The organism is Arthrobacter sp. 147(2020) (genome assembly GCF_013116715.1).
Classification (GTDB): domain Bacteria; phylum Actinomycetota; class Actinomycetes; order Actinomycetales; family Micrococcaceae; genus Arthrobacter_D.
Genome location: NZ_JABFOM010000018.1, coordinates 30,390 through 43,770 on the forward strand (window position 1 = coordinate 30,390; position 13,381 = coordinate 43,770).

Annotated in this window: 16 protein-coding genes; 9 read left to right on the forward strand and 7 right to left on the reverse strand. The window is 63.9% G+C overall.

What is annotated here, in order from left to right:
• Positions 1 to 95: 95 nt before the first annotated feature.
• From HMI58_RS14960 to HMI58_RS14735, 3 genes are read right to left on the reverse strand one after another with little or no spacing between them, the layout of a single operon-like run.
• Complete coding sequence (locus HMI58_RS14960) at positions 96 to 665, reverse strand: potassium channel family protein (protein ID WP_171620097.1); 570 nt, start codon at positions 663 to 665, stop codon at positions 96 to 98.
• Complete coding sequence (locus tag HMI58_RS12190; RefSeq protein WP_171584743.1) at positions 662 to 1,090, reverse strand: PLD nuclease N-terminal domain-containing protein; 429 nt, start codon at positions 1,088 to 1,090, stop codon at positions 662 to 664. The genes HMI58_RS14960 and HMI58_RS12190 overlap by 4 nt, the downstream gene beginning before the upstream one ends.
• Positions 1,091 to 1,119: 29 nt before the next feature.
• Positions 1,120 to 3,798: a LuxR C-terminal-related transcriptional regulator gene (locus HMI58_RS14735; RefSeq protein WP_171620099.1), complete on the reverse strand. Its 2,679-nt coding sequence runs from the start codon at positions 3,796 to 3,798 to the stop codon at positions 1,120 to 1,122.
• Between the two features lie 273 nt (positions 3,799 to 4,071).
• On the opposite strand from HMI58_RS14735, the gene HMI58_RS12200 reads away from it, so the two are divergent.
• Genes HMI58_RS12200 through HMI58_RS12215 form a run of 4 tightly spaced genes read left to right on the forward strand, consistent with a single transcriptional unit; the run spans position 4,072 to position 6,422 of the window.
• Positions 4,072 to 4,500 (forward strand): DUF6325 family protein, encoded by a 429-nt coding sequence (locus HMI58_RS12200; RefSeq protein ID WP_171620101.1) that lies wholly within the window; start codon positions 4,072 to 4,074, stop codon positions 4,498 to 4,500.
• A 39-nt stretch (positions 4,501 to 4,539) separates the two neighbouring features.
• Positions 4,540 to 4,815 carry an SHOCT domain-containing protein gene (locus tag HMI58_RS12205; RefSeq protein ID WP_171584740.1) on the forward strand — a complete coding sequence of 92 codons (276 nt, stop codon included), beginning with the start codon at positions 4,540 to 4,542 and terminating at the stop codon, positions 4,813 to 4,815.
• Positions 4,816 to 4,827: 12 nt separating this feature from the next.
• A complete protein-coding gene (locus HMI58_RS12210; RefSeq protein WP_171620103.1) occupies positions 4,828 to 6,090 on the forward strand; it encodes a hypothetical protein in 1,263 nt (420 codons plus the stop codon).
• A 44-nt stretch (positions 6,091 to 6,134) separates the two neighbouring features.
• Entirely contained in the window at positions 6,135 to 6,422 is a 288-nt protein-coding gene (locus HMI58_RS12215; protein WP_171620105.1) for a DUF1905 domain-containing protein, read from the forward strand.
• Between the two features lie 15 nt (positions 6,423 to 6,437).
• On the opposite strand, the gene HMI58_RS12220 is transcribed toward HMI58_RS12215, so the two are convergent.
• Positions 6,438 to 6,929 (reverse strand): nucleoside deaminase, encoded by a 492-nt coding sequence (locus HMI58_RS12220; RefSeq protein ID WP_171620107.1) that lies wholly within the window; start codon positions 6,927 to 6,929, stop codon positions 6,438 to 6,440.
• Between the two features lie 271 nt (positions 6,930 to 7,200).
• Between HMI58_RS12220 and HMI58_RS12225 the strand changes: the two genes are divergently transcribed.
• Both HMI58_RS12225 and HMI58_RS12230 read left to right on the forward strand, forming a co-directional pair.
• A complete protein-coding gene (locus HMI58_RS12225; RefSeq protein WP_171584736.1) occupies positions 7,201 to 7,956 on the forward strand; it encodes a MerR family transcriptional regulator in 756 nt (251 codons plus the stop codon).
• Between the two features lie 110 nt (positions 7,957 to 8,066).
• Positions 8,067 to 8,894, forward strand: coding sequence for a DUF1206 domain-containing protein (locus tag HMI58_RS12230; RefSeq protein ID WP_171584735.1), 828 nt, complete (start codon positions 8,067 to 8,069; stop codon positions 8,892 to 8,894).
• A gap of 139 nt (positions 8,895 to 9,033) precedes the next feature.
• Here the strand turns inward: HMI58_RS12230 and HMI58_RS12235 are convergent, their stop codons facing one another.
• Positions 9,034 to 9,795: an SDR family oxidoreductase gene (locus HMI58_RS12235; protein WP_171620109.1), complete on the reverse strand. Its 762-nt coding sequence runs from the start codon at positions 9,793 to 9,795 to the stop codon at positions 9,034 to 9,036.
• 9 nt (positions 9,796 to 9,804) lie between these two features.
• Positions 9,805 to 10,803 carry an acetamidase/formamidase family protein gene (locus HMI58_RS12240; RefSeq protein ID WP_171584733.1) on the reverse strand — a complete coding sequence of 333 codons (999 nt, stop codon included), beginning with the start codon at positions 10,801 to 10,803 and terminating at the stop codon, positions 9,805 to 9,807.
• Positions 10,804 to 10,901: 98 nt separating this feature from the next.
• On the opposite strand from HMI58_RS12240, the gene HMI58_RS12245 reads away from it, so the two are divergent.
• On the forward strand, positions 10,902 to 11,387 hold the full coding sequence (locus HMI58_RS12245) for a GNAT family N-acetyltransferase (protein ID WP_225668081.1): 486 nt from the start codon (positions 10,902 to 10,904) through the stop codon (positions 11,385 to 11,387).
• A gap of 64 nt (positions 11,388 to 11,451) precedes the next feature.
• On the opposite strand, the gene HMI58_RS12250 is transcribed toward HMI58_RS12245, so the two are convergent.
• Entirely contained in the window at positions 11,452 to 12,432 is a 981-nt protein-coding gene (locus HMI58_RS12250) for a winged helix-turn-helix domain-containing protein (protein WP_171620111.1), read from the reverse strand.
• Positions 12,433 to 12,517: 85 nt separating this feature from the next.
• On the opposite strand from HMI58_RS12250, the gene HMI58_RS12255 reads away from it, so the two are divergent.
• Together HMI58_RS12255 and HMI58_RS12260 are read left to right on the forward strand one after the other, a co-directional pair.
• A complete protein-coding gene (locus HMI58_RS12255) occupies positions 12,518 to 12,964 on the forward strand; it encodes a VOC family protein (RefSeq protein ID WP_171620113.1) in 447 nt (148 codons plus the stop codon).
• Between the two features lie 9 nt (positions 12,965 to 12,973).
• Positions 12,974 to 13,342 (forward strand): cupin domain-containing protein, encoded by a 369-nt coding sequence (locus HMI58_RS12260; RefSeq protein WP_171620115.1) that lies wholly within the window; start codon positions 12,974 to 12,976, stop codon positions 13,340 to 13,342.
• The last annotated feature ends 39 nt before the right edge of the window (positions 13,343 to 13,381 follow it).

The following is a 13,381-nucleotide window of genomic DNA, read 5'->3' on the forward strand; positions in this document are numbered from 1 at the left end:
GACAGACATGAGAAACCGCTAAACATCGATTTTACGATACGGTACTGCACCTCCGGCCACGTGCAGACGCGCGGAAAGGTCCACAACAACTGGGGCTAGGGTCTTCTGCTCAGTCCCTGCCGCGCCGCATAGAACACCACTTTGGCGATCATCACCAGCAGCCCCAGCCCACCGATCATCTGGATGGTGACAGCTACGCGGGCGAGACTGCTCGCCGGGACAACATCACCGAAACCGACCGTCGCGAAGGTGGCGGTGGTGAAATACAGGGCGTCCACCCGGTCAAGTTCTTCACTGAACGACGCCGGATCGGTCACGGCGATCGACGCGTAGAGCAATGAGAAGAGGCAGAGGAAAAGGACCACGCTCACGACGACGGCTTCCGCCGCACTCACCTGGGGCACATGTGCAGTGATGATCAACTGGACCTGAAGCACCATGGCGACGCCGAAGATGAGAACGATCGCGATCAATCGCACCCAGGCCGCGATCGGCATGCCGTTGCTGAAGCCCGTGATCGGCACCAGGAAGTACACCCCCAGGATGGCGGTAATGGTTGCAGCTCCGCGGACCGCGGCCAGGAGCACCACTTCCCGCCGCCGTCGCTGGTCGAGGTCCTGAAAGGGTGTCGGCTGGATGGTTCGTCGTTGCCCGGAAGCTGTCACTGAGGCAGGGGACCCGATTCGGAGGACCGCCCAGAGCTGAAGGGCAAGTTCTGCAGGATGCTTTCCTTCAGACGCTGGAACTCGGTCTGGGTGATAGCCCGCTCATCCAGCAGGGTTTTGGCAGTCTTGAGCTGGTTCACCGCTGTTGCCTCCTCGTTGCTCACCGATCCGGCGACCTGCGCCCGGGACATCTCGTTCAGCGCCTCCGCCCGCAGTGTCATCGCCTGACCGTGGGCAATCAGGTACGCCAGGGCGGTGAGGAAGGGAAGGAAGACAAGGAGCAGAATCCAGACGAACTTCACCCACCGGCCCATCTCACGGTTTCTGATGATGTCAGCGAGCACGAAGAACAGCAGCGACAGATAGGACACGAGCAGGAAGAAGACCAGGGTCGCCCAGAAAAAGTCCCAGAAATTGATGCTCATTGTTTGGCCTCCTGAGATGTGGAAAATGGTCAGTTACCGTAGCGGTGGTTGAGAAGGTGGAGCGATCCATCGAGGGACGCCGTTGAGCTGATGGGCGCCGGCGCCGGTGGGGGTAGCAGACCCAAATCTTGAGCGATAGCGATGGCTTCCCTGCGGGACGTCGCACCGAGCTTGCGGTAGATCCCGCGGACGTGGGTCTTGACGGTATTGGTGGAGATGAGCAGACGTTCAGCGATCTCGTCGACGGTCGCGAAGGTGGGCAGCAGCGTCAACAGGTCCAGTTCGCGGTGCGTAAGCGGCGGGCAGAACGCGCTGGGTGTACTGGCCTGGAAACGCGCGATCCGCGCAATCGCCTGACCATACGCCGGGAAGTAGCCCTGTTCACGAACAACTGCCGCGCGCACTTCGGGCCCGGCGAAAGCGAAAGCCCGCAGCATCCCGTAATCAGCTCCCAGTCGAAGAGCCTCACTGAGTGCTGCACGGGTCTGATAGGCACGCTCCTCGTCCAGGGCGATCCGGCAGGTTAAAGCCCAGGCCGTAAGTACCGTGCAGCGGCTTTGGCTTTCGACGTATCCGGAGGTGACCGCCGTGAGGAGTTTCCGTGCGGCGGTGAGGTGGCCGGCCGCGAGGAGCTCCCACGCAGAAATGGTGTGTAGCTCGCCGCTGACACCCTGTTGCTGGCGAAGCTCGGATTTGAGCGTTTCGAGTGCATCGCCGTGCCTTAACTGCAGCAGCATTGAGGCGGTCTGCAGGGAGCAGATGGCGACGTCCTGGGGGAGTGCAGTGTGCACCAGGTCGAAACGCACGCGGTCCAGCAGGGCTGCCGCGGCGTCGTGGCGATGCTCGCCGCTGAGGAACTCAAGAATGAGTGCCAACTTCGAGGTGGACTGGGCGATGACGGGGGCGGCCGAGTCCGCACGCCGGACGTACGCGTTGTGGAGCCGGGCTGATCCGTCATCCAGGGCATGGTAGGCGCACCACGCCGCAATGAGATGGGCCGGCCGGAGACTGGGCCGATAGCGAAGCGCTGCCTCGTCACCATGGCGGATGGCCCATGCTGCCTCCATCCGTGCCATACCGAAGTTTTCCCGCGCCGCGTGGACGGCCGCAGCAACCGAACGTGCGTCAACCAGGGCCCGCATGTTTCCCAGGCCGTGCGCCACCCGCGTTCCCTGGCCGGAGAGGGATAGCGCCTCGTCGAAACGGCCGACGCCAACGAGCGCCGCACCCAGGATGTTCGTCAGAAACAGGTCAAGATCATCATGGGGTGGATGCGCGCCAAACGCTTCCAGCAGCTCGACTGCCTCGAAGAACCTGCCTTGGGACAGCAGCACCTGGCCCTGGAGCCCGGTCGCGAGCGTGGCGAACGTGCCGGGCAGCTGGTTCGGGGTGCCGTGACGTCGGAGTAGGTCGAGGCAGTTGGCCGCAACCGACGGGTCTCCGTCCAGGACAGCGATTGCGCTCAACAGGAGCCCCAGCTCATCCAGCTGACGACTGTGGGGCTGGTCGGCCAGTTCGAGGATCTGGGCGGTGTCACCGCTCCAGAGCAGGGCCAGGCCGCTGGCCGCGAGGGTTTGTTGCACAACCCGGGGATCGTTGGTGTTGGCCGCATGCGCGAGGGCTTCCGCGTGGCGTTCCTGCCCGGGTAGCCAGGCCGCCAGGCGGGAATGGGCCGCAGCAAGAACGCCCTGGGGATGGGCTGCTGCCTGCACGGTGAGGAATCGCTGTAGCAGGCGGTGGAAACGGTACCGGTCTGGACCTCCGGGCTGACCGCTGACTTCTAGCAGCAGTCCGGTCTCCGCACGCAGACGCGCGATCACTCTCGTGCCGTCGGGGCGTCCCACAGCGTGGGGGACGTCCTCAGCGCTGAAATCCTCGAGGATCGACACGGTGAGCAGCAGTTCCTGCAGGTCGGGAGGGTAGGAATCGAAGAGCGGTTGCATCAATTGCGCGAACAGGGGATCGGACAGTGTGTTGGGTGGATCCTGGCGGCTGAGCGCCGCTGGCTGTCGTTTCGCCAACCGGACTGCGGCGGGCCACCCCTCGGTGAGCTCAAGCACCCGGTCCACGTCGAGCGGCGATCCATTGATGAAACGAACGAGTTCCCGCCGGGTAAAGGCGAGTGAAGCGCAGGTCACTTTGATCGACGAGTCCTCAAGGTTCAGCTGGTAGAGGGCTGCGAGGTTCGGCAATGACCGTCCCAGCAGCATGAACCGCAGGTTTGGGGGCGAACGAAGGAGGAAATAGTCCAGATCCTGGAGCACACCGCGATCCTGAAGTCGGTGACAGTCGTCGATGACGAAGACAATCGGTTCGCCTGCCGCTGCGATCGTAGTGATCACACCGTCGATGAAGGCGTTCTCGCCAGCCGACTCCGGGACCGGATAGTGGCGGAGCTGTCCCGCCCCGAGCGCCGGAGTGGCTTCTTCGAGGGCCGCCAACATCAGGGACCAGAACCGGGGTGGCTGGTCGTCGTCGGGATCGATGGTGAGCCAGGCTATGGTCTGACCGCTTACGCTGCCGCGCGACGCCCACTGGGCAGCAAGGGTGGTCTTGCCGAATCCAGTCCCGGCGGTCAGCAGTGCCGCACGGGCATCTCCTTGCAGCAGTGGATCCAGATCCCGCTCCAATCGGGGCCGGTGAAGCGCAAACCGGTCCCGGCCGGGCACCCTGACTTTCGCTGCTGCAACTGCTCCATATGTGACCATGGATTTCCCAGTCCTTACACGACGACCTCGCGGGCGGTCTAACGCGTCCCCTGCAGCAGAACCCGTCCGTTGATATCAATCGTGGGAGTTCCTTGCGCCAAGCACAAGAGCGTTTTTTCAATAAACTCGTTGCCCAACCGGAATTTCCGATCCTGAAATAACTGTGCCCGCACAACTAATCTGAGCAGATCACCCATACCGGGTGATTTAGCCAGCCCCTAAAGATAAGGAAAATGGGATCGAATCCAGTGTGGCCGTGGAGAGGGAACCCTGATGCGAGTCGGCCCAGTCGAAGTACTTATCTGCACCTTCCCGAGCCCCGAGATTGACCAGAGTGTCGCCTATTCCCTGAACGAGGCCGTCGAGTCCGGCGCGGTGGCCCTCCTGGATGTGGTGACCCTGGCCCGGGATCCGCAGGGAATCCTCAGTGTTCGTGATCTGGGCGACGACCTGCCGGATGCTTGGTCCCGGCTGGTGGTAGACCCTCGACCAATCACCCTGTTGAGCGAAACGGACATCGCTGTCGCTGCTGAGTCGGTGGGGGCGAACGAGTCGGCGGTCCTGGTCACGCTTGAGCACCGGTGGGCGCGGCGCCTGACGGAGGATGTCCGGAATTCGGGAGGGGCGACGGTCCTGCATGTCCGCATTCCACACGAAACCGTCGTTGAAGCATTCCAGGCTGACGGTGTGGCGGCGAGCTGACGCGTGGGTGGCTTCACGGCTGATGAGAGGTGGCAGACAATGCCATTCGGTAGGCAGGGCAGACCAGGACTCCTCGGGGCCGTCGTGCCAACGGCTGATCCGTCAGTGACGGGGCAGGCGCAGGGCCCGACGGCGGAAGCCAGCCGTCGGGCGCACGACCGGTCGCGGGAATCCGCTGCAGCGACGGGCCCGCCCCGCCCGCATGCGGGCGCTGACCAATTGGCTGACCAGCTGGCGAGGCTCGCCCAGCTGCATAGCAGCGGCGTGTTGACCCCTGAGGAGTTTGCCGCTGCCAAGTCCAGATTGCTGGCCTGACGGGTTCCGATGATGGCATCGAAGCGGTGGGTCACCTCGATCGTGATGGTCGTGGCGACTGGCGCCCTGATGCTGGTGGCAGTGCCGGCACTGTTTCTCCGCGCCGAGGTCCTGAACACGGATCGCTATGTGGAGACCGTCGCGCCGCTCGCAGCCGACCCGGTGCTTCAGGCAGCGATCGCTGAGCAGGTCACCAACCGGATCGCCGCGGCGGTTGACGTCGAACAATTGGCGTTGGACGCGTTGACCGGTCTGACTGATCAAGCGCCCCGGGCGGAACCGCTGGTCGAAGGACTGGCGCCGGTCATCGCCGACCAGGCTCACGACCGGATTGACGCCGCTGCTTCCTGGCTGGTGACCACCCCCGAGTTCGAGGAACTGTGGATTACTGCCAACCGGGAGGCTCACCAGCGACTTGTCGGAGTGCTCACCGGTCAACCCGTCGGTGTCATCGGGGTTGATGACAGTGGTGCTGTGACCATTTCCACCGGCGACATCATTTCGCGGGTCAAGGATCGCCTGATGCAGGAGGGGGTGGCGATAGCATCGAGAATTCCGGAGATCGATGCGGAAGTCACCATTTTCCAGTCACCCGAACTGGCGCGGGCGGGCCGGGCCATTGCTGTCCTGGATCGGGGTGCCCTCATCCTTGCGTTTCTCGTTCTTGCCCTAGCCGTCGGCGCCGTCAGAGTGGCTCCCCCGGGATCGCGGCGGCGAGCGGTGGGCGCACTGGGTTTCGCCATCACCGTGGTGATGGCGGTCCTCGCACTCGGGCTCGCACTGGGTCGGGCCTACTATCTGAACGCCATTGAATCCGGTGGGCAGACTCCGGGCGCGGCGGAGCGGTTGATTGATATTCTGCTCTCCCCGTTGCAGACCAGTATCCGGGTCATCTTTGCTGGGGCGCTGGTGGTGGTGCTCGTCATGTTCCTTGCCGGCCGATCTCCCGCGGCGCAACGGTTCCGCGGCGGGCTCGCCCGGTTCGCCGACCTTGGCATTGGCCGGACGGGCGCAGGCCAACCAGCGCGCTGGCAGCACTGGCTGGCCCGCTACCGTCGGGCAGCGGAGGGAGTCGTCGTCGTGGTGGCCCTGGCCGTCCTGGTCCTCTGGCCGGAGCCTACCGTCACCGTCGCTGTCTGGGCGGTGGCCTTGGTGGGCATCACGGTTCTGGCGATTGAACTGCTGGCCCGCCCGGCGGGGATCCAGAGTCATCCGTCCCAGGACGCCCCCCTTCGACCGGAGAGCGGCCTCCCAGGGACTCACCCACCCCGATAAAGTGGTCGCAGCCGACGACGGACGGTCGGGCAGGGAGGCTCGGGATGGAACTCGAATTCGAGGGAACGCTGTGGCATTGGAAAGGCCCCGCACCCTGGTACTTTGTCACGGTGCCGCCGGACGAATGCCAGCTGCTGCGGGAGCAATCCGGCATCGTGAGCTACGGGTGGGGGATGATCCCGGTCGACGCCGGGATCGGCGGCAGCACCTGGCCGACGTCGCTCTTCCCGCAGGATGAAAGCTACGTTGTCCCGGTCAAGGCGGCGGTGAGGAAGGCTGAGGGGCTTGCCGAAGGCGACGTGATGACCGTCCGCCTCTCCATCCGGTCCTGACAGTCGTCGGACGGGTCAGTAGTCCACCCGCGCGGCGAGGCTGCGCCACGCATCGAACGGTGCTGTCGCGGGAATCGATGATCCCGCTGCCGGAACGAAATGCCGGACTGGCATTGATCGTTCCTCCACAGGGGTGGTGAAGAAGTTGTAGAAAACTGCGTCATCGAAGCCGGCTTGCTCCGCATCGAATCGGTCCGCAGCGTAGACAACGGTCTCCACCCGTGCCCAGAGTGCCGCCGACAGGCACATGGGGCAGGGCTCACAGCTGGTGTAGAGGGTGCTGCCTGACAGGTCGAAGGTTCCCAGCGCCGTGCACGCGTTCCGGATGGCCATTACCTCGGCGTGGGCGGTCGGGTCGTTGTTCGCCGTGACCCGGTTGACCCCGTCGAAGGCCTGTCCGTCACCGGTAACGATCACCGCTCCGAAGGGGCCGCCGTCGTTGGTGACATTGTCAACGGCCAGCGAAATCGCGGCGGTCAGGAAACGCTCGTCGTCGTTGGTACTCAAAGTAACTCTCCCGTGGTGGGCAACTGTCGTCACTCGCCCGGCCGGGATTTCTACGGGGGCGGTTCCAGAGAGCTGCGGGTTGGTCGATGTGCAGGTCCACCTGGTTGATAGCGCTCCCGTGCAGGACGCCCGCCGTTGGCTTCGTCATCGAACTGTAGCATCGCTCATTCACTGCCCGGAAGGGGGTCGGCGGAGATGCCCCCCGACCGTCTTGACCTTGACGTAGCGTCAACTATTAGCGTTGACACCACACCGAACGGGAGGAGGCGGGATGGACTGGCCCATCCAGGAAATTGCCCGGTTGGCAGGCACCACCAGCAGGACACTCAGGCATTACGGTGACCTGGGTCTGCTGCTGCCGTCGCGGATCGGCGCCAACGGGTACCGCTATTACGACGACGCCACGCTCGTCCGTCTGCAACGCATCCTCATGCTTCGCGAACTGGGCCTGGGCCTTCCCGCCATTGCAGAAGTCCTCGCGGGCGCGGCGGAACCAGTTGAATCGCTGCACCGTCACCTCGACTGGCTGCGCCAGGAACGGGACAGGCTGGCGTTGCAGATTGCGTCGGTCGAATACACAGTAAATCGATTGGAAGAGGGCGAGGAACTCGTGGCAGAGAACATGTTTAACGGATTTGATCACACGCAGTACAAGGACGAGGTCGAAGAGCGCTGGGGTAAGGACGCGTACGCCCAGGGTGACGCCTGGTGGCGGTCCAAGACCGACGCCGAGAAGGCAGTGTTCCGGCGGCAGGCGGCTGAACTTGGGGCTGAGTGGACTCAGGCTGCCGCAGATGGCATCACCCCTGACAGTGGCACAGCGCAGAGCCTGGCCGCGCGGCATATTGAATGGCTCTCGCAGGCCCCTGGCGTCCCCCGTTCAGGTGAGCAGTTGTCGAAGGAGTATGTGCTGGGCCTCGGTGACATGTATGTCGCCGACCCCCGCTTCGCGAAGAACTACGGCGGTCAGAAGGGCGCCGAGTTTGTGCGGGACTCACTGCGGGTTTACGCGGACCTGGTGCTCTAACCGGACGGCGGTTGCACACACGTCGGGGCTGCCCGCCAGCAGCCCCGACGTTTTCCGTGCCACTCACTGACGCGGATAGGGTGGAGCGACTGGAAACTGGGGGAGAACGCGTGGCAGCTGAGGAAAGCACTGGGTCCGGGATCGCGGATACCGCCGAGAAGATCACCGACGGGGTGGCACTGGACGTCCTCGCCCGGTTTGGGTTCGCGGTGCTGGCGGTGGTTCACATCCTCATCGGTGTCATCGCACTGCAGGTGGCATTCGGGGGAACCGGCCAGGCCGAACCCACCGGAGCCCTGGAACAGCTGGCCTCAGGGACCGTCGGGCCCTGGACCATGTGGGCTTGCGCGGTCGGCTGCGCGGGACTTGCCCTGTGGCAGCTCAGTGAAGCCACCCTCCGGTACCGCCGGAATGCCGTGGGGAAGCGGCTGGAGAAAGCCATTTCGTCGGGGTCCCTGGCGGTCACCTACGGTGTCATGGCGGTGACGATGGGAAGGTTCGCCATGGGGGACGGACCCGACTCGAGCGAGTTCACCAGGGATTTCACCCAGACCATGATGGCGCACCCCCTCGGACTCGTCGCCGTGCTGGTGGTGGGTGGAACGCTGTTGGGGATCGGAGGGTACTTTGTGGTCAAAGGACTGCGCAGGACTTTCAGGCCAGAGCTGCAGCACTTCGAAGACTCACGTCGTGGAGCGGTAATCGACGCGCTGGGGGTCGTGGGCCATGTGGCGAAGGGGGCAGCGCTGCTCCTGGTCGGCCTGCTGTTCGTTGTCGCTGCCGTCACCAACCGGCCGTCGGAGTCCACGGGGCTGGACGGCAGCCTGAAGGCGCTGCAGGACCACCCGTTTGGCGATGCAGTGCTGGTGGCCATCGCTGCTGGCCTGATCTGCTACGGGATCTTTGCGGTTATCCGCGCGCGGTTCGGCCGGATGTAACTGCCGCCATGGTGGCCGTTGCTCTGACCAAAAGCTGCGGAGGGTGCAGCCAAACAGAATTGAAGCCCCGAGAACAATTGAATATCGGTGGTTATCAAAACACCGGATCCACTTCATGGAGTGGGGAATTTCCCCAGCTTCAGAACTGAATCCCCCGCGACAGTCCACCGTCCACCAGAATGTTGGCGCCGGTGGTTCGACTGGACCGTGGGCTGGAGACGAAGACCACCGTATCGGCGACCTCCTGCGGTGTGCCCATCCGGTGCGTCGGGTTCAACCCCATCGCCATGTTGAACAGGTCGGGGTTGCCCTCTTCGATGCTTTGCCACACCCCGCCCTCGTGGAAAGTGTTGCCGGGGGAGACCGTGTTAGCGCGAATTCCCTGGTCCGCCAGCTGGAAGGCGAGTCCCGCCATGTAGGCGATGAGGGCGGACTTGACCGTCCCATAGGGACCGGAGGCAAAATCCACTTCACGGCCAGAGACGCTCGAGATTGCGATTATTGACGCCGCGTTGCTCTGTACCAGGTGGGGCAGTGCGGCCTTCACCAGCCGGACAGTTCCCATCAGGTCGACCCGAAGCGAGGCTTCCCAGTTCTCGTCGGTGTCGGGTATGGCCAGGGCGCTGACATTGCTCACCACCATGTCGATCCCGCCGAAGGTCGATGCGGCGTCTGCTACCCAGGCTGCGACAGCGTCCGCATCGCCCATATCCATTGCGGTACCGACGATCCGCCCGGCGCTTCCTGACAGGGCTTCCTCGGTCGCTGTGATCTCCGCGGCATTCCGGGCGCAGAACGCGACATTGGCGCCCTCGGCTGCGAAGGAGTCAACGATGGCACGCCCAATTCCCTTGGTCCCGCCGGTCACCAGTGCTGTCAGTCCGCCGAGTTGTAGGTCCATCGGTTTCTCCTAGAGGTTCTGGCTGCGTCGTCGCAGCTCGTCATGTATTCCGTCAAAGGCATGTGCCCGGGGGAAGAGGTTCTTGGCCGCCTTGATGACCACGCTGTAGTTGGCGTCCACAGCGTTGGCGATAGGTGCCAACGCAGTCTGGGTCAGGAGTTGGTAGGCGTCCATTTGGTGGAGTCCGAAGAGTTCCTCGAACCATCGCACCATTTCGACCTGGCCGATCCGCCAGGAATCCTCCATGGGCCGGGAGGAACCGACAGCCATCCAGTGGCTGTCGCTCTCGAGCCTCGGCCAGGCGGGCGCTCCGCCCTTGATCAATTCGACGATGATGGTCGAGTTCATGGCGCCTTCGACGGCTGTGCCGCAGGCCTCGCCTTCGCCCTGCCGGTAGTGCCCATCTCCAATCGAGAACAGCGCGCCTTCGACGTTCACGCCGAGGTAGACGGTGGTTCCCGCTTTGACCTCGGGAGAGTCCATGTTCCCGCCGAACCGTTCGGGCACCAGTGATGAGCGCACCTCACCCCCGGGGGGCGCCACGCCGATGGTGCCAAGCATCGGTTCGAGTGGCAGGGCTACCTCGAAGTCTGTGTGTCGCGCCTGGAAACCGACCATCTGCCGGGCCGTATCCACGTGATAGATCCAGGTGGTGTCCGGCAACGGTTCCTGGAGGAACGCGGTCCGGTCGGTGCTGGTCAAACCGCCGAAGAAGGGGATGGTGGCGGACGCACCCCAGGAACGGGCTGGCGTCAGATCCACGATGTGGATGGCCAGCGTGTCTCCGGGCTCAGCGCCTGCCACGTAGAACGGCCCGGTCTGGGGGTTCACGAACCGCAGGTCGACCTTCTCGCTGGACAGATCATCGACGCTGGTCAGCGCATGATTAAAGGCGTCTTCAGACCAAAGTTTCAGCACCGTCCCGGGCTGGACGGTCATCACCGGCGCGGCGCCACCGAAGGTGTAGACCAACTGATCGCGGCGCGGAGTGTATTCAACGGCATCCATTACTGGATGCTATGTCGGGGGTGGGGCGCTGACAAGTTCGCCACGAGGGCATCCGCCTCGCGCCGGAGATCGGAGAGTAAGTTGGGGCGGTGGCACAGTTGAAAACAATTGACCTTTCAAATGGGCTGACTGCCGAACTCAGACCGGCCGTCACCGAGGATGTGTACCCGATCGTGGCACTGCTCGCGGACGACCGGCTGGGGCGCACCCGTGACCGAATTGACGGTGGCGAGTCGCTTGAGCCCTACCTGACTGCCTTCGCATCGATCGACGCGGATCCGGCGCATCAGCTGGTGGTGGCAACCGTTGACGGCGTCGTCGTCGGAACCCTGCAGTTCAGCGTTCTGCCCGGTTTGGCGCGACGTGGAGCATTACGCGCCCAAATCGAGGCGGTGCGGGTGGCAGGGGGCTACCGGTCCGCCGGGCTCGGGGCAGCCATGATCAACTGGGCGATCGAGGAAGCGGAACGGCGGGAATGCTCCCTGGTCCAGCTCACCACCGACAAGTCCAGGGCTGATGCGCACAGATTCTATGCACGGCTCGGCTTCACCGCGTCTCATGAAGGATTCAAGCTCGCACTGTGACGGGTGAGGGGCTCGGTGCGTTTCGGCGCCCGATGCCAGCTCTGGATGCCGACCGTGTGGGGCGCTACCCGGTGAGGGAATCGCCGAGTAGCGTCCGTGAGTGAAGTACCTGGCTCCCCTGCCGGGCACTGGCAATCAGACCGGCGTCGCGGAGCAGGGTGAGATGGTGGGATGCGGTCGAGAGTGCGAGATTGCAGAGGGCGGCCGTCTCGGTGGTGGACCGGGGGCCGGTAAGGCTGAGGAGCACGCGTGCGCGTCCCTCGCCGAGAAGTGCTGAAAGCGCCTTTTCGGCCGTGTGCCCCACCTGATACCAGGTGTTGGTCACGCCGTGGGCCGGGTAGAAGAGGGTAGGTTGCACTGGCTTTTCGGTGAGGACTGAACACCAGGGACTGCCGATGACTGTGGGGACCAGCAGCATTCCACTGCCTTCACAGGGCACTACTTCGCTCCAACTATGCATCCGAACGTTGACGTTACTGCCGTCCCAGCTCACCCGTTCGTGGAGTGAACCGATCATTGTTGTTGTTCCTGCATCGACAATGCTGCGGGACCGGTGGGCGATGTCCGCGTGTAGGATCCTGCGGAGTTGTTCCCAGTGGGGAGCCACGACCGCGGACCACATTTCCTCCCACGCCTCGGCGATCCGGGCCTGGGCTTTGGCCGGGTTGCTGACGAGTGCAGTGATTGTTGCGTGGCGTTGTCCCGTGGCCAGTGTGAGGAGCTTGCCCAGATGAACCTGGACTACTTCCGGGGCCGTCCGGCGGAGGTTATCGAGTTCCTCCTCGGGGGAGGTGTCGGCGGTAATGGGGCCGGTGAGGAAATCTGGGAAGTAGCCGGACGGGGGAATGACCAGTCGCAGGATGGCGAAGGCGTCAGCAGGGATTGAAGCCTGGATGTTCCGGAACCACCCCCACTGCAGCGGCCTGCTCCCCGTCGATTGCAGGGCCCGGACCGCGTGGGCCAGTTCTATCCCCGGCGAAACACCAAAGCGGAGGAGCCCGATGTCGTCGGCGCCCAACCTGAACGTCACTACGTTTCGATCCACATCGAAAGACTAGCCGCAACGATGATCAGTTCTGGAGGCTAGCGGCACCGAAGTTCACCCATCACAGGAAACCCCAGGAGCCCAGATGTCGCACCAACTCTTCATCAATCTGCCCGTGACGAACGTCGAGGCGTCCAAGGCGTTCTACACCAGCCTTGGCTGGACGCTTAACCCTGACTTCTCCGACGATAATGCCGCAGCGATCGTGGTGAGCGAGACCATCCACCTCATGGTCCTCAGCCACGACCACTTCCGGCAGTTCACCTCCAAGGAGATCGCCGACACCACCTCCACCACGGCAGCAATTCACGCGCTCAGTGTCGAGGCACCGGAAGACATTGACTCCCTCCTCGCCAGGGCGGTGGACGCGGGGGCCACCGAGGGCATGACCCAGGATCACGGTTTCATGCGCTCGCGGTCCTTCGCCGACCCGGACGGGCACGAGTGGGAGGTCATGTGGATGGACCCCATTGCCGCCGCCGGTGACTGGGACGCCGTTCAGCAGAAGTACTCGCAACCGTCGGACGCGTGAGGCCGCACGATGAGACGGGTTGCCCAGCCCCTGCCGGGCACGGCCAGGGTCGTCGACGCCGGGCAGTTGAGGTTGGACGGCAGCAAGACCATCCGCTTCGAAGGCGAGTCCTACGGATCCGGTGTTTCGTTCTTCCGGGTCCAGTTCGAGCCGGGACAGGGCGTCGCCCAGCATCGTCATCCCTACTCCGAGACGTGGGTGGTCCTCTCCGGAGCAGCGACGTTCCTGGTGGATGATCAGTCCCAGGACGGTCTCACGGACCAGACCATCGTGGTGCCGCCTGACACCTGGCACGGGTTCACCAACAACGGCGATGTCACCCTGTCCATGATGTGCATCCACGCGAGCCCGCGGATCATCCAGGAGTGGCGACCCTAGAGGGCGCTAGCTACCCGTCCAGAAACGGCCCTGAGGAAC